General features: G+C 70.6%; 19 protein-coding genes. 5 read left to right on the forward strand and 14 right to left on the reverse strand.

What is annotated here, in order from left to right; translation table 11 throughout:
• The first annotated feature begins 217 nt into the window (after positions 1-217).
• Together ABZS54_RS18555 and ABZS54_RS18560 are read left to right on the forward strand one after the other, a co-directional pair.
• Positions 218-628, forward strand: a complete 411-nt coding sequence (locus ABZS54_RS18555; RefSeq protein WP_355536628.1) for a hypothetical protein — start codon at positions 218-220, stop codon at positions 626-628.
• A gap of 1,757 nt (positions 629-2,385) precedes the next feature.
• The gene (locus ABZS54_RS18560; protein ID WP_355536630.1) at positions 2,386-3,696 is read left to right on the forward strand and encodes a S8 family serine peptidase; all 1,311 of its coding nucleotides are present in this window, start codon (positions 2,386-2,388) and stop codon (positions 3,694-3,696) included.
• A 44-nt stretch (positions 3,697-3,740) separates the two neighbouring features.
• Here the strand turns inward: ABZS54_RS18560 and ABZS54_RS18565 are convergent, their stop codons facing one another.
• The 8 genes from ABZS54_RS18565 to eccB form a co-directional block, all read right to left on the reverse strand.
• Positions 3,741-4,025 (reverse strand): hypothetical protein, encoded by a 285-nt coding sequence (locus ABZS54_RS18565; RefSeq protein WP_355536633.1) that lies wholly within the window; start codon positions 4,023-4,025, stop codon positions 3,741-3,743.
• A 50-nt stretch (positions 4,026-4,075) separates the two neighbouring features.
• Positions 4,076-5,167, reverse strand: a complete 1,092-nt coding sequence (locus tag ABZS54_RS18570; protein WP_355536636.1) for a hypothetical protein — start codon at positions 5,165-5,167, stop codon at positions 4,076-4,078.
• A 49-nt stretch (positions 5,168-5,216) separates the two neighbouring features.
• On the reverse strand, positions 5,217-7,361 hold the full coding sequence (locus tag ABZS54_RS18575) for a hypothetical protein (RefSeq protein WP_355536639.1): 2,145 nt from the start codon (positions 7,359-7,361) through the stop codon (positions 5,217-5,219).
• A 12-nt stretch (positions 7,362-7,373) separates the two neighbouring features.
• On the reverse strand, positions 7,374-7,832 hold the full coding sequence (locus ABZS54_RS18580) for a hypothetical protein (RefSeq protein WP_355536642.1): 459 nt from the start codon (positions 7,830-7,832) through the stop codon (positions 7,374-7,376).
• A gap of 122 nt (positions 7,833-7,954) precedes the next feature.
• Positions 7,955-9,187, reverse strand: a complete 1,233-nt coding sequence (gene mycP, locus ABZS54_RS18585; RefSeq protein ID WP_355536645.1) for a type VII secretion-associated serine protease mycosin — start codon at positions 9,185-9,187, stop codon at positions 7,955-7,957.
• 294 nt (positions 9,188-9,481) lie between these two features.
• A complete protein-coding gene (locus ABZS54_RS18590) occupies positions 9,482-9,769 on the reverse strand; it encodes a WXG100 family type VII secretion target (RefSeq protein WP_355536648.1) in 288 nt (95 codons plus the stop codon).
• Between the two features lie 100 nt (positions 9,770-9,869).
• Entirely contained in the window at positions 9,870-10,175 is a 306-nt protein-coding gene (locus ABZS54_RS18595; RefSeq protein WP_355536651.1) for a WXG100 family type VII secretion target, read from the reverse strand.
• A gap of 285 nt (positions 10,176-10,460) precedes the next feature.
• Positions 10,461-11,936 (reverse strand): type VII secretion protein EccB, encoded by a 1,476-nt coding sequence (gene eccB / locus ABZS54_RS18600; protein ID WP_355536654.1) that lies wholly within the window; start codon positions 11,934-11,936, stop codon positions 10,461-10,463.
• A 168-nt stretch (positions 11,937-12,104) separates the two neighbouring features.
• Between eccB and eccE the strand changes: the two genes are divergently transcribed.
• From eccE to ABZS54_RS18615, 3 genes are all read left to right on the forward strand, one after another.
• A complete protein-coding gene (eccE, locus tag ABZS54_RS18605) occupies positions 12,105-13,385 on the forward strand; it encodes a type VII secretion protein EccE (protein WP_355536657.1) in 1,281 nt (426 codons plus the stop codon).
• Positions 13,386-13,425: 40 nt separating this feature from the next.
• Positions 13,426-14,265, forward strand: coding sequence for a hypothetical protein (locus tag ABZS54_RS18610; protein ID WP_355536660.1), 840 nt, complete (start codon positions 13,426-13,428; stop codon positions 14,263-14,265).
• Between the two features lie 187 nt (positions 14,266-14,452).
• Positions 14,453-18,349: an AAA family ATPase gene (locus tag ABZS54_RS18615; protein ID WP_355536663.1), complete on the forward strand. Its 3,897-nt coding sequence runs from the start codon at positions 14,453-14,455 to the stop codon at positions 18,347-18,349.
• Between the two features lie 109 nt (positions 18,350-18,458).
• On the opposite strand, the gene ABZS54_RS18620 is transcribed toward ABZS54_RS18615, so the two are convergent.
• The 6 genes from ABZS54_RS18620 to infB all read right to left on the reverse strand — a co-directional run.
• Positions 18,459-19,409 carry a bifunctional riboflavin kinase/FAD synthetase gene (locus ABZS54_RS18620; RefSeq protein WP_355536666.1) on the reverse strand — a complete coding sequence of 317 codons (951 nt, stop codon included), beginning with the start codon at positions 19,407-19,409 and terminating at the stop codon, positions 18,459-18,461.
• A 122-nt stretch (positions 19,410-19,531) separates the two neighbouring features.
• Complete coding sequence (gene truB / locus ABZS54_RS18625; protein ID WP_355536668.1) at positions 19,532-20,425, reverse strand: tRNA pseudouridine(55) synthase TruB; 894 nt, start codon at positions 20,423-20,425, stop codon at positions 19,532-19,534.
• Entirely contained in the window at positions 20,422-21,549 is a 1,128-nt protein-coding gene (locus ABZS54_RS18630; protein WP_355536671.1) for a DHH family phosphoesterase, read from the reverse strand. Before ABZS54_RS18630 ends, truB begins: the two co-directional genes overlap by 4 nt.
• Positions 21,546-22,040 (reverse strand): 30S ribosome-binding factor RbfA, encoded by a 495-nt coding sequence (gene rbfA, locus ABZS54_RS18635; RefSeq protein ID WP_020553095.1) that lies wholly within the window; start codon positions 22,038-22,040, stop codon positions 21,546-21,548. The genes ABZS54_RS18630 and rbfA overlap by 4 nt, the downstream gene beginning before the upstream one ends.
• 133 nt (positions 22,041-22,173) lie before the next feature.
• Positions 22,174-22,467 (reverse strand): DUF503 domain-containing protein, encoded by a 294-nt coding sequence (locus ABZS54_RS18640; protein WP_355536674.1) that lies wholly within the window; start codon positions 22,465-22,467, stop codon positions 22,174-22,176.
• A 225-nt stretch (positions 22,468-22,692) separates the two neighbouring features.
• The coding region (infB, locus tag ABZS54_RS18645; protein WP_355536677.1) for a translation initiation factor IF-2 at positions 22,693-24,821 on the reverse strand (2,129 nt) is incomplete at its 5' end.

The following is a 24,821-nucleotide window of genomic DNA, read 5'->3' on the forward strand; positions in this document are numbered from 1 at the left end:
AACACCACATTCGGGGCCCGGGCACACCGCCCGGGCCCCGCTTTGTGCCGGTATGCCGACCCGGCCATCCGAATAGTTATAACGGAACGTCAGCCTCCTCTTGCAATCCGCTGATGGTTCATGGATCAATGGTCGGCACTGTGGCACGCAGGCGTGTTCGACGTGCGCCGGGGAGGGTCACGGCCGAAGGTCATCAAGCGCGGGGGAAGCGTTGGCTATGGCGGGATCCGGTTTCCAGATCAGCCTGGAGATGCTCGAGAAGTTTCAAAGCGCGCTGGAGGGCGTCCTGACCGATCTGGTCGGCCCGGACACAGGGGCCAACCCGGGGGACCATGGGATCGGTGCGAGCGACCTTGGGGTGTCGTTTGCCGAGGCGCCGATGATGGGTGGGGTCATCACGGAGACGGCAACTCAATTGCGGCAACTGATCGACAAGTTGCAGGATCAGATTACGGCGATGAAGTTGGGGATCAAGGTCACGGGCGCGAACACGGCCGACGTTGACGACGACACGCGCCAGTCCCTGAATCAGGTGCTGCAGCGGATCGGTAGCGGTGGGCAGGCGCCCGTGGTGGCGGGATCGGCGCCGGGGACACCGCCGGCAACCAGCAAGGTGGATCTGGGATGACGCGGCTACGGGAGCCAGGCGTCGTGGGGAGGATCTGATGGTGCATTCCGAAGGCGCGCCGACCAACGGACCGGGCGGCGGGGAAACCGACTTCGACAGCTTTTCCCTGGAACAGCTGCAAGCGATGATCGCGCAGGCGAGTCCTTCGGCGCTGACAGGCTACGCGGAGAAGCTGACTGGCACAGCGCGGCGGATCCAGACGGCGACGGAGGGCCTCAGCAAGTGCATCCAGGCCCTGGACGGTGTCTGGGAGGGTCCCAGTGCGGAGAGCTTCCGCTCCTGGGCCGGCGGCCTGACCGCCGCAGCAGCCGGACTCGGCGACTACGTCGCAGCTGCCAGCACCCACGTCAATCACATAGGCCAACAGATTGTCGTGGCCAAGGCCCGGATGCCACAGCGCATGGACCCGACGGTCCTGGCTACGGCGAACCAGGGCCCGGTGGCCTTGGTGTCCCAAGCCGTGACGACCAAGGCCGCCGGTGGCACCCCTCCCGGCGGTGTGGACCCGATCAAGGCCCAACAGGACGCCAAGGCCCAGGTCGACGCGGCCCACCGCGAGGCGGTGGCGCAGATGCGGATGTTGGCTTCTACGTATCGGGTTACGGCACAGGACCTGAAGGCGATGCCGGCGCCTGTGTTTCCGCCACCGCCTAGTAATTTCCGAGACAATTTCCGAGACAACTACACAGCCATCGAAGGGCCAACCGGCGGCTCGGGCGGTGGGGGCTCGGGCGGTGGGGGCTCCGGCAGTGGGGGCTCCGGTAGTGGTGGCTCCGGCTCAGCCGGGTCACGTTCAGGAGCAGGCCAGCCGAGTTCCGGGATCTACTCCGCCCCGCCAGGCTCCACGCCCGGCAGCGGAGGCCCTGGCGGCACCACGACGGGGGCCAACACTTCATTCGTACCTCAGTCGACCAATCTGCAAGGCGCCGGTTCACTCACTGCTCCCGATCCCACAACCGGTGCTCCCTGGACGCCGCAGGTCTCCGGCGGCCCTGCACCGGTGACCACGCCAAGCGGTAACGGACCCGGGCTCGGCCTGCCGGGCGGCATTCCACCGTTCTCGGGGACCACTCCCGGCACGCCTCCCGGCGGTGGCGCCGGCCGCACCGGCGGCGCCCCCGGATCCGGCCCGCGCGGCGGGGGCGGGGGCGGAGGCACCAGCAGCCCCTCTTCACGCAGCGGAGGCGTCCCGGGCATGGTGCCGGGTGGAAGCGGGAGTTCACCTGGATCCCCGCCACGCGGTGGCGGTACGCCGCCGGGAACCGGCGGTGGACGCGGGTCCTTCACCACCCGTCCCGAAACACGCACCCCGAACCCACTCGGTCCCGGTGGTTCTTCCGGCACCGGCTCCCCTGGACGCGCCCCCGGGATGCCGGGATTTCCAGGCGCCGCGGGCGGCGCTGGCCCGTCCTCGACCGGGGGCTCCGGGCGCAGGCTCGCGGCGTCCCGGGGGGGGCTCCGTCGGAAACGTCTCGGGAACCCCGTCCAATCGGCACTCACCCAGGCTGCGAGCCCTGCCCGTGGAAAGCGGTGACCCGGCGTCGGAAGGTGCCGGCAACCAGGCTCCGAGGCAAGCTCCTGGCCGGCGGACACCTTTTACCGGCGGCGCACGCTCGGAACAGATCCCACGTCGTGCCCCTCGCTCCGAAGAAGATGACGACAATGTCTGGGACGGCCCACGCCGACCGGGTGTGGTCCCACCGGTCATCGACTGACCGGCGCCCGCGCCATCGCCCTAGGAAGGACACCACCGCCGCATGAGCGGACGCCTCACCCGAGCTTCCCGGATGTCCGTCACGCTCGGCGTGCTCCTGATCATCGTGATCGGCGCGGGTCGGTTTGCGTCACCTGCTTTTGCAGAGTCCATTCGGGCACAGCAGTGGTATTTGGACACCTGGAAGATCGATGACGTCTGGAAAACCACGCGCGGTGCCGGAGTCACGATTGCCGTGATCGACTCGGGCGTAGACGCCACTCATCTGGATCTCGTCGGACAGACTTTGCCGAGTCTGAGCACTTCCGGGGACGTAGAGGGGCACGGCACCGGAATGGCCAGTCTCATCGTGGGGCAGGGTCAAGCAGGTGGCGGCCAAGGCGTCTTCGGCGTCGCTCCGGGTGCCAAGGTCCTACCCTTCCGCACCGCCCCTGGTCCCATCGGAGGACTCGACCAAACATCCTTGGCTGAAGGTGTTCGCCTCGCCGCCGACTCCCCAGCCAAAATCATCAACCTGTCGGTGGGTTCAGGAACGTATTCCCCAGCGTTTAGCGATGCCATCACATACGCACTGAGCAAGGGGAAGCTGTTGGTTGCGGCCGGCGGCAATACGCCGGAGGACCAAAACGGTGTACCGGTGTACCCCGGCGCGTATCCAGGTGTTCTGTCCGTCAGCGCAGTGAATCGTGAAGGTTCGCCGGCCAGTAACAGTGTCCAAGGGTCGTGGATTTCGCTCACGGCTCCCGGACAAGACATCCCCAGAGCTTGCGTCACGCAGACCCACTACTGCCGTGGCACCGGCTCCAGCGACGCCGCCGCCCTGACCTCAGGTGTTGGCGCGCTCGTCTGGTCCGTGCATCCCGACTGGACTGCCAACCAGGTCATCCGGCGGCTGCTCGACACCGCGAATCGGCCCAATGAGCCCGTGCCTTCGGACACCTTCGGCTACGGCGCCGTCAGCCCCCGCAAGGCCCTCGCCGCCACCGACACGCCCGGTCCCGCCGACGTCAACCCGCTGATCGGCGTGCGCGGCGACAAGCCCACCACGGCGCCGACGACGGCCGCCCCGAATACCCCCTCGGCCGCGGCACCCGCCGCGCCAAGCCAAACCACTCCGCCGGTGGCGGCACCCGCCGCCAAGTCCGACGACGGCAACAACCTCCTCGTCCCCATCCTGGTCGGAACCATCGCCGCAGCCGCCCTCGTCGCCGGCGCCGCCGTCATCACCATGCGCCGCCGCCGAGCCCGCGAACTCGCCCGCCGGCAATTGGCCGTCGCGCCTCCGTGGCCCACCGCGCCCCCCGCTCCGCCGACCTACCACCACCACGGCGGCGGCCCCTACGACCGACGCTGACGTACAACGGCCCGAACCGGACCGCATGGCCGCCACCGCGACGGTCAGAACAGCGGTGCGTGGTTGCCGTAGCGCGGCTTGCAGAGTGTGCACGGGATGGGCCGACCCTCGCGGTCCTCACCGCGCCGGCCGCCCTTGCAATCGCAGACGGCCGCGGGCTCGGGCATCGGGTCCGGGCCCACGAATCGCCGGAACGTCTCCCGCATGGTCGCGTGCACCTCGATCGCCTCGTCCAGGCGGTACAGCAGGACGGCCAACGGTGCACGGATGCCGGGACCGGTGAGGGGTCCGCGCGTTCGAATCGTGCCCGCGAGGTCGTGGATCAGCACGGTCCGATCGGCGCGCCGGGCGAGCTTGAGCGCGACAAGGTGGTCGACACCTATTTCGCGGGGACCGCGCAAGCAGCCGGTTCGGGGGCAGCCGCGACGATGGCGGCCTTCAGTTCGTCCAGCGAGCGCAGTCGGTCGTCCAAACGTTCGAGGCCACGCACCGGAGTGTCGTAATCCCTGAGCGAGGAAACGGATTCACAACCCCACTCGAGGATTTTCCCGTTCGCGAACCTCTGGCTCGGCTGAGCCAGTGGTCCGGCAAGAAGACGATGAACCTTCGTGAAGCGAAGCGCTCGTTCGCCCTTCTCGTTGAAAACATCGCACCAGGACAGGATATCCGGAGCGGTCGTGAAGCTTTCCCGGGTCCAGCCGGTTGTGTCCGAGATTCCGAGCTCCCCCGCGGAAATCGGCAGGCAGGCCCCGTCGTGTGCGAGCGGTGTCCTGCGCACCGGCCCGGAAGAGATGTCAAGATCCGGAATCCGCTCCCGACAACCAATGGCCTCAAGCGAACGGTTCACCAACCGGGTCAGCATCGAAGCCACCATCGGCCGCACGTCGTTCGATGGGGCATCGGCGGACCGAAGCATGCTCAGCATGGCGAACTGCGGCACGTCACGCAGATTCGCGGGCGCATTCTCGCATCGTGGCACCCGGACCCACGCGGCGTTGTCGGCGACCGCGCCGCTGAGACCGCCACCAAGGGGAGTTGCGCCACTCGGGAAGTTCTGCCAGGTCATGCTCTCCAGCGAAGTGACCACCGGCATCTTGAACTCGAAAGCCGCGCGGTCATTTCCGTCGGGATGGCTGATGAACGTGTTCTGTGGGCGGACCGCCCCGGCCGCCGTCGGCACGGTGACGTAGCAGCCGACCTGACCGGTGAAGGTTGCGCTTACCGGTTCGCGGGATTCACCGTTTCGGATGCTGCCATGCTTTCCGGTAGTCGATCCGCTCACGAAACGCGTGACCTCCGCCCCGGAAAGCGCGTCAAAGCACACCCGCTTCGGCGCGGCATCGTCTTCTTTTTGCCAGGGCAGATCGCCGTTACGCCCCAATACCAAGCCGGTCGCCAACAACGAAAGGCAGACCACCGACACCGCGACAAATACTCGTTTCCGAAACAGCACCGACAACTTGCCCCGCATCAGCACACCTTCCAAGATGGATCAACCCGACGACCCCGCTGATCCGCTGCTATACCCCCAGGGTGGAGCGCACGCGCTCGCCGCCGTTCCCGTAGTTGAGCATCGAATGCCGCATCGTAATCTCGTTCTCGACTTCGAAATTCGGTTGTCCTCGCTCCGGAGAGGTTTCCGACCACGTCCGCAGCGCCCCTTCCAAACGCCCCGTGTTCTCCCGGTGCAGCCTTTCCAAGTCGATCGAAGTCTGTTCCGCAATTTCTGCGGTTCGATCCTCGTACCACCCGTCGGTAAAAAGATTTATGCGACGCTGGGCAAAATCACCCAAAAAGGCAAGTTGTCCCGGCAGTGCCACTCCGACCACGGCATTGGCGCCGCCACCGAGACCGTGATACAGGTATTTGCTTTCCCAGTTTTTCGCGGCTGCCGAGTCGCTACCCTGACCCTTGATCACCTGGGTTCGGATCTCGTCGAGCGCACCCAATGCCCCGGATCCGGCCTCGACCTCCAGGCGCGCCCCACTCGGCGTCGTGGCGGTGACCAGATTGGCCGCCGTGTAATTCAGCTCCTGATTGTAGAGAGACCGGAAAGCCTCGGGGTTCTCAGACATCCCTCTGGTGGCGTATATCAAATCGTACTCATCGAAAAGCTTCGCCCCACGGCTGTCTCCGGCCAGGGTTCGGTGAGTGTCGTCCACGTACTCGGAAAGGATGTTCGCGACGCTGTCGCTCATGTCTCCGGGAACCGCCCCATGCAGTCCCCCTCGGCCCCCGAGATAGGCAACCGTGTCCTTCGCGATCCGGCGCATCACGTCGTCGTGCGGCAGCATCGGGGAGTCCGGAAGCCCCACCCCGCCGGTCGGAATTCGGCCGGTGGTGGCGGCCTGGAGCGCGTTCCCGAGGGCGTCGTAGCTGGTCGGTTCGCCCTGACCGCCGATGTGGTCGAGGATCGGGTCGCGGCCCTTGAACAGATAGTCCAGCCGAGCCGGGCCGCCGTCGCCGAAGAAGCCCTTCGCGGCCTCCGGGTTCCAGCTCATCGCGGTCAGCACACCGGTCATCGGGTCATAGCCACTGCCCGGTCGGGAGAGGTCGAGGCCGAAGCGTGGAGGCGGCATCAGGGTCGTGCTCCAGATCGAGGGCTTGCCGGCCCCTTTCTCGAACGCGATCACCTCGTCCGCGGTCTGCCGCAGGAAAGCGGTGTCGTACGTCCCGTGGCCCAGCAACGTGCCCAGGAGCTGATACCCGTAGACCGTGGCCCGACCCGGATAGGCGTCACCGTCGCCGACTCTGACGAACTCCCGGCCCGCCTCCCGCATCGAGGCCATCCACGCGGGGTCCTTGACCAGCCGGGGACTTGCCGTGGCGAGCGAGTTGCCGAGGTCGGTCTGGAGCTGCTTCAGGTCCGCGAGTCTCGGGTCCTGCTTGTCGCCGGCGGCTATTCGCGCGTTCATCTGGGCGATCAGCCCCGTGGCGTCGTAAAGGCCGGTGGGTTTCATCGTCCGGGTCAGCGCCTCGGCGAAGTTGGGGTCGCCCGAGTTCGCCTGCATGAGGTTGCGCAGCAGGTCCAGTTCACCCGGGTTGAGCGAGGACAGGCGAGTGAACAGGTCCGAGGCGCGCTTGGCGTCGGCCTCAGCGCCGCCACCGAGGGCGTTCGGCGAGTCGAAGGTGATCGGGTCCTTGCCGCGCGTCGCCCGCAGCGCCGCCGCGCCGCGCTCGTCGGCGTCGTTGGCCCGGCGGAGCAGATCCGCGATCCGCCGACCGATCTCCTCGGCGTGCCCCCGCTGTTCGGCGGTGTATCGATCCCCCGCTTCCTTCGTCACCTCCTGCCCCGGACTCACCGGCATCGGCGGCCAGGTGACCGACCCGTCCGGGGCGATGACAAGCTTCTTGGCGGCTGCCTCCGCATCGATCCCACGCAGTTCGTCCCGCAGCTTGCGGAGGTCACCGTTGACATCGCTGAGGACGGTGGCGATCGCGCGGCACTCGGTCACCGCGTTCTCCAACTGCTTGTTCACATTGTCGAGGCGTACGCCGGCCATCGTGGCGGAAAGCCCCTGCCACTTCTGACCCTTGATGGGCGCCGAGAGCTCGGGTCCGAGGCGGAGTTCCACCCCTTGCATCTGTCCGGACAGCGTGTCCCAATACGAGACCGCCGCCGATAACGCGTCGAAATTGGCTTGCCGGAACTGGGTGAGGTTCATCGCGCGCCACCCCTATGAGCTGAACAGGTTGGTGTTGACGTGCTCGGTGCGCCGATACTGGTCCGCGTTGTCGCGCAGCGCCTGCGCGGCCAAGGTGAACTGCGCGGCGGCCGAGGCGGCTTGCAATGGCCAGTCGTGTGCCAATTCACGGAGGGCCGCCTGCATCGCGCACCCCTCGAGTCCGCCGGCCGCGGTTTGAGCGGTGGCATCCGCGTCCTGGTTGATCTTCATGATCTCGCCGTGAAACGCGTCGGCCGTTCCGGCCAACCGGGTCAGCTGGTCCGCTTCCACATGCGTGCGACCGGGCACATCGAACGGGCCGCCGGGATCCCCCGGGGGCGGCGGTGTCGCCAAGAAGGGCTTCGGCACGGCCGGCGTGGTGGAGTTCGGGTCGGCCAGAAAGTACTTGGGTTCCAACGCGCGATTGATCCGCGTATCCGGGATCTCTTGGTCTGCCATGGTTTCCCCCATGTGTTCTGAAGCCGGGTTGTCTCGGCGCGCTGCTGGTGGCGAGACCGCGCCCCCGGCGCACCCGCCATCGGCGCGACGAATGGGCCCGATACCGGACGAGACCCCCGGGCCCGGCTCTGGATTCAGGCTGTGCCCACGCTGCCCTTCCCGCGCTTTCGGGCGTCGCGGACGACGATGGCGGCGCAGATGACGACGATGGTCAGGCCGATGGCCATGAACAGGACCACCGAGGCCTGGCGGCGGTCGCGGTCGGCTCGGGTGGGGCCGTGGGCCAGGGGGGCGACGTTGACGAGCTCGGTACTGCGGTCGACCTTGGGGTCGGGGACCGGAGCGGACCCGGGAACCCCCGTATAGCTGAGGGCGCGCAGCGGGTCGACCACGCCCCAGCCGACGCCGTCCACGTGGCCCGGGGCGCCGCGCTGCGCGGTCTGTTCGATCAGCGTGATCACCTGGGCTGCGGTGTAGGTCGGGTGCGCCGAGCGGATCAGTGCCGCGACGGCGGCCACGTACGGGGTCGCGAAGGAGGTGCCGGCGCCGCTGCAGTGGCCGCCCTTGGGCACCGTCGACCACATGTCCACGCCCGGGGCCATCACGCCCACGTACGGCTTGTTCTGCGAGAACGGCGCCCGCTCGTTGTTGCGGTCGGAGGCGCCGACGCCCAGGACGCCGGGATACTTCGCCGGCCACGAGTCGAGGTTGTCCTTGTCGCCGGAGTTGCCCGCGGCGGCGACCACGACCACCTGCTTGGCGATCGCGCGCTGCACCGCGTCGCGCAGCTTGGCGCCCGGCTCTTGGCCGCCCACGGTGTCCTGGGAAATGTTGATCACCGTGGCGCCCCCCGCCACCGCGAAGTCGATCGCCGCCGCCAGGCTGTCCTCGTTGCCCTTGGTCGCGTCGTCGCCGCCGTTCTGCCGGATCGGCAACAACATCGCGTCGGGTGCCAGACCCACGAAGCCCGTGTCGAGCCTGGGCGTCAGCCGGCTGCCGGGTCGGGCTGCGATGATGCCCGCGGCCATCGTGCCGTGGCCGTGGGTGTCGTCGGTGCCGTTGGCCTTGTCGTTGAAGAAGTCCTTGCCGGGCACGATCGCCGGACCCAACTGCGGGTTGTCGTCGTCGATCCCGCTGTCGATCACCGCGACCGTGACACCCTTGCCGGTGGACGTCTGCCAGAGCTCGTCGAGCAGTACACGCTGCAGCGACCACGGCTTGCCGGGCATCGGCTTGGAGGGGTACACACACTCGCCCGCGAGCAGCTCGGTGTCCACCGGCCCGCCATCGACCGCCGCCGACCCGGCCGGCAGCAGCAGGCCGAGCGTGAGAAGAGGTGCCGCCCACCGTCGCCGCACGGGTCGCATCGGTTCGTTCGCCTTCCGGATCACCACCGGACCGGCCCCGGACTCCCGGGCCGGCCTGGCCTGTCGTGTGGGTGTCCCCGGCCCCCGTGAGACCGATGACGGACACGGGAGGAGGCGGGCACGAGCCCGCCTCCTCTCATCGCGTCACAACGAGGGCACCGGCCACCGACCCGGCGACTGCCCCCGGACCGATACCGCTACCGCGCCGGTACCGATGCCACCTCGGTCGCGCTGTCGAACTGCGAGCGCCACCACGCCGGTACGGACCCCGCCGGTGCCCCGAAACTCCCGGTGTCAGTGCCACATCTTGGCGTTGGACGCCTCGGTCTGGCGGTACGCGTCGGCCGCACGCATCAGGCCGTCGGCGATGCCGTTGAGCGCGTCCTGCAGACCCTGCGCGTTCTGGTCCCAGCTCGCCTGCTGGACGAGGTAGCCCTCGCGAGCGTCACCGGACCACGACTCGGTGACCGGCGCGATGTCCCGCTTCAGGCCCGACTGCATGTCGGCGAGACGGGCGTTGAGGGCGCGAATATCGGCTGCGGCCTGTTCGAGCGCAGCGAAAGTGACAACTACCTGCGACATGCTTTCTCCCCAGTGTCGGATGACCGGCTTGCGACCGGGGCATCGCCCCGAGCAGCACGAGAGCGAGTACGACCGCCTGCGACCGAGAATCGGACCTCGGTCAGAACATCAACTTCGAGATTTTGCCGGACACGGCCGTCTCGGTCTGGTCGTACGAGTTGGCGTTGTGGCCCATGGCCCCGGAAATGGCGTCAAGAGCGCGCTTGACACCGAGCGCCTTCTGCACGGCCTGTTCCTGCAGCGGGTCGAACTGGTTCCTGGCAGCGCCCTGCCACTGACCCTCGATCGCGTCGACCTTGCGGTTCATCTCCTGGATGGCCGCTTCGAGGTCGGTCGCCACGCCCTGAACCTTCTTCGACAACTCCGCCAACATCTGCGGAGTGATCTTGAACGCTTCACCTGCCATGTTTCACCATCCCCCATGAGACAGACGTGCGCGAGGAAAGGTTCGTGTCACCCGTGTCGGGTGCCCCCGCACCAACGTCACCGTTGCGACGTCGTGGGAACTCTAACCGCAACCCGGGACGCCACCCAAGCGACGCCCTACTCATAGTTACGGAACCTTGACTCGGTCGATACCACCGCGGCCTTGTGCAATGCGCCGGTCTTCGGTCGTGCCTTCCGGTTCTCCGGTCGGGAGTCGTCACCACTCACGACCCGTCCGACGCTACCCCAACTCCCGCACCCCGGCTCAGGAACCCTGCGGCTTCTTGGCATCGGCCGTACTCAATTGCGGCCCTCGCGAGACCAGTTCGGACCACGCCCGGGGCAACGGCTTGACCTCCACGCCCTTGTAGCCCAGCCGCTGCTTCGCCTCGCTGTCCTGGTTCGGCCCGGCCGGCGCGCCGCCGGCCTGCGCCTCCTCCGGCACGCTGTAGCGCAGTCCCGAGTCGGCAACCAGGTACGTCGGACCATCCTCGGGCGTCCCGGTCACCTCGCGATACAGCGCCCCCGCACCGGGCTTGACCCACACGCCGCCCATGCCGTCGACCAGTTGCTCCGGCGGCCGGGTCCCGGCGGACTGCGTGGTCACCGGCTGGATGCCGCGCCACTCGCCGGAGAACGTGTTGCACACCACGTTGCGCGGCAACTCCAGGTCGTTGCGCGTCATCCGGTTCATCGGCGTCGGCGGGATCTCCGGCCAGCCCTTGTCCGCGGCGAACGTACGGTCCTGCACCACGGCGCCGCCGAGCGTGCCGAGGTTGACCGGGAAGGCGGTGGGCGTGGTGTTCCCGTACGCCTCCCTCGCCCTGGGGTTCGTGGTCAGCAGCACGGCGGTCAGCTCGCTGACCGGCATCACGCCCTCCATGGTGACCACGTAGTTCTGCCGCTGGGCACTGCCCTCCGCGCGCAGCACGATGCCAACCTTGTTGTACTCCCTGGCCAGCGGCAGTTGGGTCTGCTTGCCGTAGTCGGCCGGCATCGGGTGGTCGATGGTGCCGCCGTCGATCAGCGTCGCCAGCCACGCGTCGCTGACCGGTTGCGCGGGCGCGCCGCCCAGGTTCAGCGCACCGATCACGGTGGGCGTCTCCGTCACGAAGCGCTTGCCCTGGTAGACCAGGTACTTGCGCTGGTTCCGGTCCTGCACGAACAGCGCCTCGCCCGGTCGCAGCGCACCGTCCGCCGGAGCCGCGCCGATGAACACGCTGCGCTGCGGCTCGCCGGCCGGGTCGGGCTTGCCGTCCTTGCCCACGGCCGGCCGCTCGCACACGGTCCAGGACTTGCGCTCCTTGACCTCCTTGGCCGTCGGCAGCCGGTCCGGTGCGTTCGGGATGCCCAGCGGCGCACCGTGGCTGACGCTGTTGAGCCGGCTCTCCGGAACCATGTTGACCTTGAAGTTGCCCGGGTCGAGCAGCAGTCGGCCGGAGGCGATGTTGAGCACCGGGTGCAGCTTGCCGTCGAGGAAGACGTACCGGCTCGCCGAGTCGCGGCCCACGATCAGGCTGCTCTTGTCCTTCCAACCGGGCGGCGTCCCGGGCTTGATCAGCCCGACCACCCCGAACCCGACCAGCACCAGCATCGCGACCACGATGCTCGGCGTGACCATGCGCATCGGCTTGGGCGCGTTCTCCTCGGTGCCACCGCCCGGAGCCGGTTGCAGGAACGCGGCCACCATCCGGCGGCGCGCGAAGATGTACGCCTCAAGCTGCTCGCGGCGCGATGCCATCGTTCTCCCCGTGATCGACCGTGCGCTCCGGCTGAAGGTTCTATCACCGACGCGACCACAGGGTCGCGGGCAATCCCCCGGCCCCGTACCGTACGGTGTGCCGCACCCGCCGTGACAGTCGGGCGACGGCATACGGGGACAAGTCGTGAGCATGGGGGATCTACAAACGTGGCCGCACCCGCGCCGGTAGGGACGCATCGGCAGACCCGCCCACCCACACCCGACGGGACGTCACCACCGGCACCGCAGCGCGCCGTACTGCGCGTACACCCACGTGCCGGCCGCATCGGCGGCGTCCTGGTCCAGCAGATCGTGCTGATCCAACTCGGGGTACTGCTGGTCGCGATCGGACTGGCCACGAATTTGGCGGTATTGATCGGTCTCGGTGCCCTCGCGGTGCTGCTAGTGGGGCCCGCCCTGGTGCGACTGCGCGGGCGCTGGCTCGTGCAGTGGTTGCCGATCCTGTTCGACTTCCGCCGCCGGCGCCGGATGCCGGCCGTCCCGGACGACGCCGATCCGGTCCTGGTCCCGGTTCTGGAGTGTGCGCCGCACCTGACGACGAGTTCGGTCACCGACCGCGAGCGCCGCTCCATCGGACTGATCGGCGACGGTACCTTCCTCACCGCCGTGCTGTTGGTCACCTCGCGCGACGAGCCGCTGCGCCCCTCTCGGGCGCAACGACCGCTGCCGCTGCCCACGATCGTGAGCACGCTGGAGGTCGACGACGTGACACTGGCCTCGGTCCAGGTGGTCCAGCACACCCAGCCCGCGCCGGCCACCCACCTGCCCGAGGAGGCGCTGGCCACCCGGTCCTACCGCCAACTCGTCGAGCAGGGGCTGCACGACGTGCCGGCGCTGCGCCTGACCTGGATCGCGCTGCGCTTCGAGCCCGAAATGTGCGCGGGAGCCGTCGCCGCACGCGGCGGCGGCGAGGAGGGGGCCCAGCGGGCACTGCTGCGCGCGGTCAACCAACTGGCCGGCAACCTGACCGGCGCCGGTTTCGAGGCCCGCGCCCTCGAGGAGGCCGAGCTGATCCAGGCACTCGCCACCTCGTGCAGCGTGAACCGCACCACCCGCCAGTACGGGCGCGGCGGCCGGCGGACCACCGAGTCCAAGCGCGCATGGCGCTGCGACGACCGGTGGCACACCACCTACTGGGCCAACCGCTGGCCGCAGCTGACCCAGGGTCGCACCTCCGACCTGGTGGGCGCGCTGACCGCGACACCGGCGGTCGCCACCACTTTCGCGCTGACCGCGACACACGGCGTGGGCGGCACCACCGCACTCACCACGCACGTCCGGATCGCCGCCCGTTCCGGCAGTGAACTCGCAGACGTGACAAGGCAGTTGGAACGCCGGGCCCGAGTCGAGAAGATCGGCCTGACCCGGCTCGACTGGGAGCAGCAACCGGCGCTGCTGGCCACACTGCCGCTCGGCGGCCTGTTGTGACGAACCGTCACAGATGCACACGTACGGGGAGGATCGACCAGTGAGCACGACCAACACCGGCAGGGGCCGACGCCGGGCCCCGAACGGGCGGGGCAACAACCGCAATCCGAACCCGCCCGCCCCCACCCCGAACCCCGCACCCGGCGCGGGTACTCCCGTGCCGCTGCCCTCGCGGCGCAAGGGCTTGGCCCGCCTGGTCGGACCCAGACACGAGCGGCACGTGCTGACCACCGCCCAATTGCCCGCCCTCGGCCTGCCGGTGGGCGACGACGGCGTGGTGATCGGCATCGACGCCGAGCGCAACCCGGCGGTACTCGGCCTGTTCCGGCCGGAGCCGTTGGACGTCGCGTTCGTCGGCGGCGCCTATGTGGTGCAGATCATCGCGCTGCGGGCCGCGGCGATCGGCGCGCGGGTCGCGATCGAGTCCGGTCGTCCGCAGTTGTGGTCCGCGATGGCCCAGGCGGCGGGCGGCGCACAACCGTGCGTGACGGTACATCAGGTGGGCCGGCTCGGCCCGCAGGGCCCCACCGCCGGCAGCCCGGTCCTGGTCATCCGCGACTGCGGCGCACGGCCGCCACGCAATCGGCTCGCGCCGGCCGCGTGGCAGACCACACTGACCCTGCTGCCCTTTTTGGACCCGGCGCAGGCCCGGCAGCGGATAGGCGTGGGCGCGGGCCTGGTCGGCATCCAGCGGGTCTCCCCGATCGAGGCACAAGCCGCCTCGTCGGTACTGTCCCTGCCCGGCGAGGACGAGGCCGCGTTGCCCACGCTCGCCGACGAACTGACCCTGTGGAGCACCAGGAAGTCGCGCAAGTACGTGCTGCTGGCGCCCACTCAGGCCGAGGTCGGCCTGCTCGGGCCGCCGCGGCGGATGGACTGACCGACCGAGGTCACGACACCGGCTCTGCGCGAACAGGTGGACGGAGCGGCAACGGGTGCCGGCACCGCTGACTACGCTGTGAGGCTCGTGTAGGGGGCAGCCTCGACTCTGGTCGAGGTACGGCGGACGGCGCGGCGCCGTGTGATCCGATGCCGAGCCGCCTCCGGACGATCGGAAGGACCACACCGTGAGCAGCGAGCAGGACGGCGCGCACATCGAGCCGGGGGCCGACGAGGAAGAGGAGTGGTCGGGACCCGACTTCACCATGCCCTCGTGGTACACGCACCAGGACGGCGGCGTGCCCGCGCCACCACCGTCCGGAGTCGGCGCGCCCGCACCCCCTCGGCAGAGTGGGCAGGTGCCGGCGGCGCCCCGGTACGGCAGCGACGACGCGACGCTGGTGCCGCCCGCGCGGACGCCCGACCCGCACGCACCGCTGCCGTACGGGACCGGCCCCGGTGTGGGTGGGCCGACCGGTGCCGCCCCGGGTCCGTACGGATCCGGCCCGGGCACGCCCGAACCGCCGTCGGTGCCGCCGGCACACCCGGCGGATGCCCCGCCCGGATACGGCGCCCCGGCGACCGAGCCGCCCGCCGGCCCGCCTGCCACGCACCAGCCTCCGCCCGAGCCCTATGGCGTCGATCACGCCGCATCGCATCCGGCCGACCCACGGGCTCCGTACGACGGCGCCCCCGCGCAGCCGAGCGCGCCGCCCGCAGGCGAACCGCACGGATTCGGCCTGCCCTCGGGCGACGCGACCACCGTCGTACCGCCGCAGTACACCTCGCCCGAGCCCTCGGCACCGCTCCCGTACGGCACGCCCTCGGCCGAACAGCCCCCCGTCGGCCCACCGGCCGGCCCGGACCCGGCCTTCACCCCGGGCGAGCCGACCATGGTCGTGCCACCGTCCGTCGACCAGGGCCCTCCCACCGGCGACCCGACCGGTCCGCCGCCCTTCACCCCCGGCGAGCCGACCATGGTCGTGCCACCCGCGCTCGACCAGGGCCGGCCCACCGGCACCCCCGCCGGCCCGCAGCCGCCCTTCACCCCCGGCGAGCCGACCATGGTCGTGCCACCGGCGCTCGACCAGGGCCGGCCCGTCGCCGATCCGCGCGAGGTCGGTGCCGCCGGCGAAGCCGCCGCGCCGACCGCCGAGTCGGACCACCGGGCGCCGGACCGGGCCGAGCAGACCGAACAGGCCCCGCCGGACGACGCCGGCCCGAGGCTCGACGCCGAGCATGCCGAGCACGCCGAGCACGCCGAGCCCGCCGAGCATGCCGAGCCCGTCGATCACGCCGAGCCCACCGAGCGGCCGGCCGACCCGGCGCCCGCCCCCGATCGGGTCGACCACGCGCACCCGGACACGCCGTTCGATCCGCACGACGTGCCCACCACGCCCGCCGGCGGCACGCCGATCCCCGGCCTGTCCGCCGCGCAACCGACCCCCGAGGCACCCCACGCGGAGCCCACCGGGGCGCCCACCGGCCCCGCGCCGCAACACGCGCCCGAGCCGCCGAGGTACGACAACCACCCGCCGTACGCGCCGGCCGCCGACGCGCAGCCGACACCCGAGCCGTACGACCCCACCCGCCGGCCGACCGGCGACCCGGCCGGACCGCCCGCCCCGCAGCCCGAGGTCCGCGCCGCCGCTCCGCAACCGGCCGCCCAGGCCTCGCCGGTCGGCTCCCCGCGACCACCGGCCGAAGACCGGCCGCACCCGCCGCAGGGCCCGGCCCCCGCGGACCGGCAACCACCGCCCTCCGTCGGCTATCCGCCGTACGGGCAGCAGCCCGCCCCGCCGCAGGGCGGCCCGGCGCCGTACCCGCCGCAGCAGGGCGACATGCCCCCCGGCCCGGGACAACACCGGCAGCAGCATTACCCGGGCCAGGCCCAGGGCGCTCCGCTGCCCGACCCGGCGACCCGGCTGATGGCACCGATCACCGACGACATGGCCCCGCCGCCCGGCATCCCGCAGCAGGCCCCGCCGCCCGGCGCCGGGCAACCCCCGGCGCCGACCGGCACCCCGCCGCGTCCGACGACGCCCCCGCAGGGCTCGCCCATGCCCCCTCCGGGCTGGTCCGGCACCGCCCCCGGCAACGGCGAGGCATGGGGCACCGGCGCCCCGCCGCCGACCGGACAACCGTTGCCGCCGCCCAGCGGCGAGCCCATCGCGCACCCACAGCAGCCGCAGCCGCCGCAACAGCGCGACGAGCGCTCGTGGATGCGGCGCGCGTTCGGCGGCAACAACGAACCGGCCGGGCCGGAGCAGCCGGGCGGGCAGCCTCCGTACACCCAGGCCCCCGGCCCGTACCAGCCGGCCCCGGACCCGTACCGGCAGGGCACCCCGCCGCACGGCGCCCCCGGCCCACAGGCCCCCGCGCCCTACCCGCAGCCCGACCCCCACCAGGCGCACAACCCGTACGCCCAGGCCCCGACCGCCGACGGCCGCCCGGGACAGGCGCCGTACGGCCACGCCGGCCCGCAGGGCCAGGAGCCGCCGTACGGCCAGGGCGTCCCCTACGGACAGCCCGAGGCCGGCCGACCGCCGTACGCCCAGGGCACCCCGCCGCAGGGCGCACCGGCCCCGCAGCACAACCCGTACGGCCAACCGCCCGCCGGCCCCGACCCGCAGTCGCCGTACCACCCGGGCACACCCCCGCACGGCGCCCCCGGCCCGCACGCGCAGCCGGCCCCGCAACACCAGACTCCGCAACACCAAGCCCCGCAGCACCAGACTCCGCAGCCGGGGCAGCCCACACCGGCCGAACACGCGCCCGAGCCGGCCAACCCGTACGACCGCACGCCCGACGCCGCGCAGCCCTACGCCCCGGGCACCCCGCCGCAGGGCAGCTCGCAACCGCAGGCATGGTCCCCCGACGGCGGCGGCGCCCCCGCCCGAACCGTCGGCGGCGCGCCCCTCGGCTACACCGCGGCCGTCGAACTGACCAGCGACCGGCTGCTGCGCAAGCAACCGCAGCCGCGCCGGCAGACCCCGCGCTTCCGGCTCGGCGGCAAGTCCGCCGACGCGCGCCGGGCCGAACGCCTGGAGCGAATCCGCACGCCCGTCCTGGGCTGCTACCGGATCGCGGTGATCAGTCTCAAGGGCGGCGTCGGCAAGACCACGACGACCACCGCGCTCGGCTCGACGCTGGCCACCGAGCGGCAGGACCGGGTGATCGCGATCGACGCCAACCCGGACGCCGGCACGCTCGGCCGCCGGGTCCGCCGGGAGACCGGCGCGACCATCCGCGACCTGGTCAACTCGATGGCCCACGTGCACAGTTACATGGACATCCGGCGGTTCACGTCGCAGTCCTCCAGCGGCCTGGAGATCCTGGCCAACGACGTGGACCCGGCGGTGTCGACGACGTTCAACGACGACGACTACCGCTCGGTGATCGACCTGCTGGGCAAGCAGTATCCGATCATCCTGACCGACTCGGGCACCGGCCTGCTCTACAGCGCGATGCGCGGTGTGCTCGACCTGGCCCACCAGTTGATCGTGATCAGCACGCCCAGCGTGGACGGCGCGACCAGCGCGAGCACCACGCTCGACTGGCTGGTCGCGCACGGCTACGCCGATCTGGTCGCGAACAGCATCACGGTGATCTCGGGCGTCCGGGAGACCGGCAAGATGGTCAAGACCGAGGACATCGTGGCCCACTTCGAGACCCGCTGCCGCGCGGTCGTGGTCGTCCCGTTCGACGAACACCTGTCGGCGGGCGCGGAGTTGGACTTGGACATGATGCGGCCCAAGACCCGCGAGGCGTACTTCGAGCTGGCCGCGCTGGTCGCCGAGGACTTCCACCGCACCCAGCCGCCGGCCGACCAACAACAGCAGTGGCAGCCGCAGTACCAGCAACAACAGCAACAGCAACAGCCCTACTACGGACAGCCGCAGCAGGCCCAGCCGTATCCGCAACAGCAGTATCCCCAGCAACAACAGCCGCAGCAGCAACCACAACAGCACCCCCACCAACAGCCGCACCCGCAGCAGCCGCAGCACCCGCACCAACCGCAGCCCCAGCAGCCGTACTACCAGCAGCCCCCGCCGGGCGACTGGCAACCACCGCGTCAGGGCTGACACGCCGAAGGGCCGCCCCGGAAGAGATTCCGGGGCGGCCCTCGGCACATCGGTCGCCAGGCGACGAGGCCGCGTCGACACCGCGAAGCGGTGCGGCGGCGACGCCGGTTCAGCCCGTCGGGCCCAGATCCGCCGCGTCGATCAGCTCACGCGCGCGCTTCACATCGCGCGCCATGTGTTCCAGCAGGTCGTCGATCGAGTCGAAGCGCTCGGTCCCGCGCAGGTATTCCAGGAAGTCCACCGCGACGTGCATCCCGTACAGGTCGAGGTCGGTTCGGTCCAGCGCGTACGCCTCGACCCGCCGCTCGGTGCCGTCGAAGGTCGGGTTGGTGCCGATCGAGATCGCCGCGGGCAGCCGTTCGCCCTCGATCACCAGCCAGCCCGCGTACACCCCGTCGGCCGGGATCGCCGTGTACGGGAGCACCTCCAGGTTGGCCGTCGGGTAGCCGAGCTCGCGGCCGCGCTGATCGCCGCGCACCACCACACCCTCGACCCGATGCGGCCGGCCGAGCAGCTCGGCCGCACCCGCGACGTCGCCCTCGGCGACCCGGCCCCGGACCACGGTGGACGAGAAGGTCACCTCGCCGGAGACGAACAGCTCCGGCTCGACGATGGTGAAGTCGTTCGCCACGCCCAACTCCTCCAAGAGCGCGACGTTGCCCGCCGCCTTGTGGCCGAATCGGAAATTGCGCCCCTCGACCACCACGGCCGCGTGCAGCGAGTCCACCAGGACCTGCCGAACGAAGTCGACCGCGCTCTGCCGGGAGAATTCGAGCGTGAACGGGAGCACCAGCACCGCGTCCACCCCCAGGTCCGCCATCAGCTGCGCGCGCCGGTGGTGCGGCGTGAGCAGCGGCGGGTGGCTTCCCGGCCGGACCACCTCGCTGGGGTGCGGGTCGAACGTGACCACGACCACGGGCAGTCCGCGCTCGCGACCGATCTCGACCGCCCGGCCGATCGTCCGTTGGTGCCCGCGATGCACACCGTCATAGGACCCGATCGTGACGACGGAGCGTCCCCAATCGCTGGGGACGTCCTCCAAGCCCCGCCAACGCTGCACCGTAACCGCTCCTCGTTCTTCGTGACGTGTCGCGGGTCCAGCTTCCCATGCAGGCGCCGTCGCTCGGTCCCGCCCCCGCCGTGGCGACCATCACCCCGAGCCCGCCGGTACCGCGCCCGGCCTCAGCCCACGAACACCGCGAGCGGGCGGGCCACGCCCTCCCGGTTCTCCACCAGCGCGAGGAAGGTGCCGTCGGGGCCGAACACACCCACCGGCCCCTCGCTGTCGTCGGCCGGCAGCCGGCCGCCGTGCGAGACGGCGCGGGCCTGGTCCTCGGTGACCTCCCGGCGCGGAAAGGCCGCCGTGGCCGCCTCGGCGATCGGCAGCACGCCGAAGGACCCCTCCAACTCCTCCAGCGTGTGCGCCCGATCCAGCGCGTACGGCCCCACCCGGGTACGGCGCAGCGCGGTCAGGTGGCCGCCGACCCCGAGCCCGGCGCCCAGGTCGCGGGCCAGCGCCCGGATGTAGGTGCCGGAGGAGCAGGTCACCCGCACGTCCAGGTCGATCGTCTCGCCCTCGCGCCGGGTGGCGAGCACCTCGAACGCGGACACCGTGATCGGGCGGGCGGCGAGCTCGAACTCCTCGCCGTCGCGCACCCGCGAGTACGAGCGCTTGCCGTCGATCTTGATCGCCGACACCTTCGAGGGCACCTGCAGGATCGGGCCGGTCAGCTCGGCGATACCCGCCGCGATCGAGGCGTCGTCCACGTGTACCGCCGAGGTGGTCGCAGTGACCTCGCCCTCGGCGTCGTCGGTGATCGTGCTCTGCCCGAGCCGGATGGTCCCGGCGTACTCCTTCTCGGTGAGCGCGAGATGGCCGAGCAGGCGGGTGGCCTTCTCGATGCCGATCACCAGGACTCCGGTGGCCATCGGGTCCAGCGTGCCCGCGTGGCCCACCCGGCGGGTGCCGGCGATCCGGCGCAGCCGGCCCACCACGTCGTGCGAGGTGAGTCCGGCCGGCTTGTCCACGATCACCAGGCCGTCGGGCGGCGGGGGTCCTGCGTTGCGGCGCTTCACGCGTCGTCTCCCGGGGTTGCGTGCGCCGGAGCGACCGGCAGTAGTGCGTCGGCCAGGAGGTCCCGGAATCGGGCCACCACCTCGGCCGGTGGGTCGTATGCGGTGAATCCGGCAGCGAACGCGTGCCCGCCACCGCCGAAGGCTCCGCAGACGCGCCCGAGGTCCACCGCGCCCTTGGAGCGCGCGGACGCGCGCAGCGCACCGTCGTCGTCCTCCTTGAGCACCAGCGCGACCTCGGCCTCGCCGCTCTTGCGGACCACGTCGATCACGCCCTCGATCTCGTCCAGGCGGATCCCGTGCGCGGCGCGTTCGGCGCGGGTGATCACGGTGGACACCAGGCCCAGACCGCCCGCCGCGCCCGCGTCCAGTTCGGCGCCCGCGAGGGCACCGGCGAGCACCTTGAGGTAGCCGAACCGACAGGTGTCCCAGATCGCCCGCTGGATCAGGTCGTGCCGTATCCCGGTGGCCATCAGTCGAGCCGCGAAGGTGTGCGTCTCGGGCGTGGTCCCCACGTACTTGAACGAGCCGGTGTCGGTGACCAGGCCGGTGTACAGCGCGGTCGCGATGTCGGCGGTCAGCGTGGCGCCGAGCCGGGTGATCAACTCGTCGGCGAGCACCGCGGTCGCGGGCGCCTCGACGTCGATCAGGTGATGCGTGCCGAAGCGGGTGTTGGAGGCGTGGTGGTCGACCACCAAAAGCGTGCCGGCCGCCCTGGCCTTGGCCTCCAGCAGGCCCAGCCGGGCCGAACCGGCCGCGTCGAAGACGGCGACCAGCTCCGGCTCCTCGGGCACCTCGGTGTGCGCCACGAGCAACTCCTGGCCGGGCAGGAACTCCAGCGAGGACGGCACCACGAGGGGGTCGTCGCCGTAGGAGACCCGGACTGTGCGACCCAACTCGCGCAGCGCCAGCCCGACGGCGAGCGCCGAACCGAGCGCGTCGCCGTCGGGGCTGACGTGTGCCAGCAGGGTGATGTCACCGGCCGTCAGGAGCAGGCGTACCGCCTCGTCCCAATCGGCCGCACCCGGCGCGGTCGGCGGCACCGTTCTCGCGCCGAAGTCGCCGGTCCGCGGTTTCGCTCCCGCGGTCGGGCCGGGCTCCCGGTCCGCCGCCACGCCTGGTGTCAAGGTCGGTCGCCCTCCTGTGTATCCGCCTTGGTCTCCGCCTCCGACTCGTCGTCGGAGTCGTCGGAGTCGCCCACGGCCGGGGTCCGATAGGGGTCCGCGTCACCGGCGTAGCCGGCGCCCGCGGCGGTTGAGCGTACCGCCGCATCGGCCTGCTGCGCCCGAGCGAGCAGATCGTCGATGAGTTTGGCGTTGTCCGGAAGGGCGTCGGCGATGAACGTCAGCGACGGCGTGTGTCGCACGCCGGTCTGGCGGCCCACCTCACTGCGGAGCACGCCCTTGGCGCTCTCCAGTGCGGCGGCGGTCGCCGCCCGCTCGGTCTCGTCGCCGTAGACCGTGTAGAACACGGTCGCCTCACGGAGGTCACCGGTCACTCGTGCGGCGGTGATCGTCACGAACCCCAGACGCGGGTCCTTGATCCGTCGCTCCAAGGTCTCTGCGACCACAACCTGGATACGGTCCGCGAGTTTGCGCGCCCGCGCGGTGTCGGCCACTGATCCTCCTGCGATTGCTCGGCATTTCGGCGGGATCCCCGCGCCCGGAGTCACCGGACGCGGGGGCCGCTCTCGTTGCTTGTTCTGTTCGGCTGCTCGCCCGACCGCTCGTTCGACGGCGGTCCGACGATCGTCAGTCGTCCTCTCCGTACACCCTGCGGCGTGTGGAGAGCAGTTCCAACTCCGGCCGGCCGGCGACCAGCCGCTCACAGCTGTCCAACACCTCCGCGCATCGCTCGACACTCGCGGAGACCACCGCGATGCCGATCACGCTGCGCCGATGCAAATCCTGATGCTCGACCTCGGCGGCGGCAACGGCATTCTTGCGCTGAAGGTCCGCCAGGATGGGGCGGATCAAAGATCGTTTTTCCTTCAACGAGTGCACATCGCCGAACAGCACATCGAGGCTGATGGTTCCCACAAACATAGGCGACGGGCCTGGCCGGCCCGGGAGGCCTCGGGTCGGGGCCGCTGGGGCCACCGACGAAAGAACCGGGCTCACACGTCGCGGCCCGGGGTACCACTGGTCACGCTGGTCTGCTCGTGCTGCCGGTCATACTGCCGCCGGCACTGCGACGCGCCGGATCCGCCCGGTGGGTACCGGGCGGATCCGTCGCGTCGATCAGCGGTTCGATCGGTTCGACCTACCGGGTCAGCCTCGCGGCTTCTCCCGCATCTCGAACGTCTCGATGACGTCCTCGACCTTGATGTCGTTGAACGAACCGAGGTTGATACCGCACTCGAAGCCCTCGCGGACCTCGGTGACGTCGTCCTTCTCGCGGCGCAGGCCCTCGACATTGAGGTTGTCGGCGACGACCGCCCCCTGCCGGATGATCCGCGCCTTGGTGTTGCGCTTGATCGTCCCGCCGGTGACCATGCAGCCCGCGATGTTGCCGAGCTTGGAGGAGCGGAACACCGCGCGGATCTGCGCCGTGCCCAGCTGGACCTCTTCGTACTCGGGCTTGAGCATGCCCTTGAGCGCGGCTTCGATCTCCTCGATGGCCTGGTAGATCACCGAGTAGAAGCGAATGTCGACGCCCTCGCGGTCCGCCATCGTCCGCGCCCGGCCCTCCGGCCGGACGTTGAAGCCGATGATGATCGCGTCCGAGGCCATCGCCAGGTTGACGTTGGACTCGGTGATCGCACCGACACCCCGGTCGATGATCCGCAGCTCGACCTCGTCGCCGACATCCAGGTTGAGCAGCGCGTCTTCCAACGCCTCCACCGAACCGGAGCCGTCACCCTTGAGGATGAGGTTGAGCTGCTGCATCTCGCCGGCCTTGAGGGCCTTGTCCAGGTCCTCAAGCGAGACGCGCTTGGAGCGACGGGCCAGGGTCGCGTTGCGCTCCCGGGCCGCCCGCTTCTCGGCGATCTGGCGCGCGGTGCGCTCTTCCTCGACCACGAGGAAGTTGTCACCGGCACCCGGCACCGAGGTCAGACCCAGCACCATGACCGGACGGGACGGCGCAGCCTCGGCGAGGTTGTTGCCGTTCTCGTCGATCATCGCGCGGACCCGGCCGTACGCCTCGCCGACCACGATCGCGTCGCCGATGCGCAGCGTGCCGCGCTGGACCAGGACGGTCGCGACGGGGCCGCGGCCCTTGTCGAGGTGACCCTCGATCGCGATGCCCTGGGCTTCCTGGTGCGGGTTGGCGGTGAGCTCCAGAGCCGCGTCCGCGGTCAGCACGACCGCTTCCAGCAGCTCGTCGATGCCCAGGCCCTGCTTCGCCGAGATGTCGACGAACATCGTTTCGCCGCCGTACTCCTCGGCCACGAGCCCGTACTCGGTGAGCTGGCCACGAACCTTGGTCGGGTCCGCGCCTTCCTTGTCGATCTTGTTGACCGCGACGACGATCGGCACGCCGGCCGCCTGCGCGTGGTTGAGCGCCTCGATCGTCTGCGGCTTCACGCCGTCGTCCGCCGCGACCACGAGGATCGCGATGTCCGTCGACTTGGCACCGCGGGCACGCATGGCGGTGAACGCCTCGTGACCGGGGGTGTCGATCAGGGTGATCTTGCGGTCGACGTCGTTGACCGTGGTCGCGACCTGGTAGGCACCGATGTGCTGGGTGATGCCACCGGCCTCGCCCGCGATCACGTTCGTCTTGCGGATCGCGTCGAGCAGGCGGGTCTTGCCGTGGTCGACGTGACCCATGACGGTGACGACCGGCGGACGCGCCTCGAGGTCTTCCTCGTCGCCCTCGTCCTCGCCCCATTCGAGGTCGAAGGACTCGAGCAGCTCGCGGTCCTCCTCCTCGGGGGAGACGATCTGGATCACGAAGTCGAGCTCGGCCCCGAGCGTCTGCAGCTCGTCGTCGCTCACCGACTGGGTCGCGGTGAGCATCGAGCCCAGGTTGAACATGATCTGGACGAGTGCTGCGGGGTTCGCGTTGATCTTCTCCGCGAAGTCGGTGAGCGAGGCACCGCGCGACATCCGGACGACTCGCCCGTTGCCGCGAGGAGCCATCACGCCACCGGCGGACGGAGCCTGCATGTTGTCGAACTCTTGACGACGCTGACGCTTCGACTTGCGCGCGCGGCCCGGACGCCCACCGGGACGACCGAACGCGCCCTGCGTGCCGCCGCGACCACCGGGGCCACCGCGACCGCCGCCACCGGGACGACCGGCGAAGCCGCCGCCGCCACCGGGACGACCCGGAGCGCCGCCGCCACCACCGGGACGGGAGCCGGGTCGACGTTGACGGTGACCGCCTCGACCACGTTGGGGCGCGAGTACCGGGCGTAGGCCAGTGCCCGCAGGGACGGCTTGTGCAGCTTGGA

It is taken from the genome of Embleya sp. NPDC005575 (assembly GCF_040605455.1).
Lineage (GTDB): Bacteria > Actinomycetota > Actinomycetes > Streptomycetales > Streptomycetaceae > Embleya.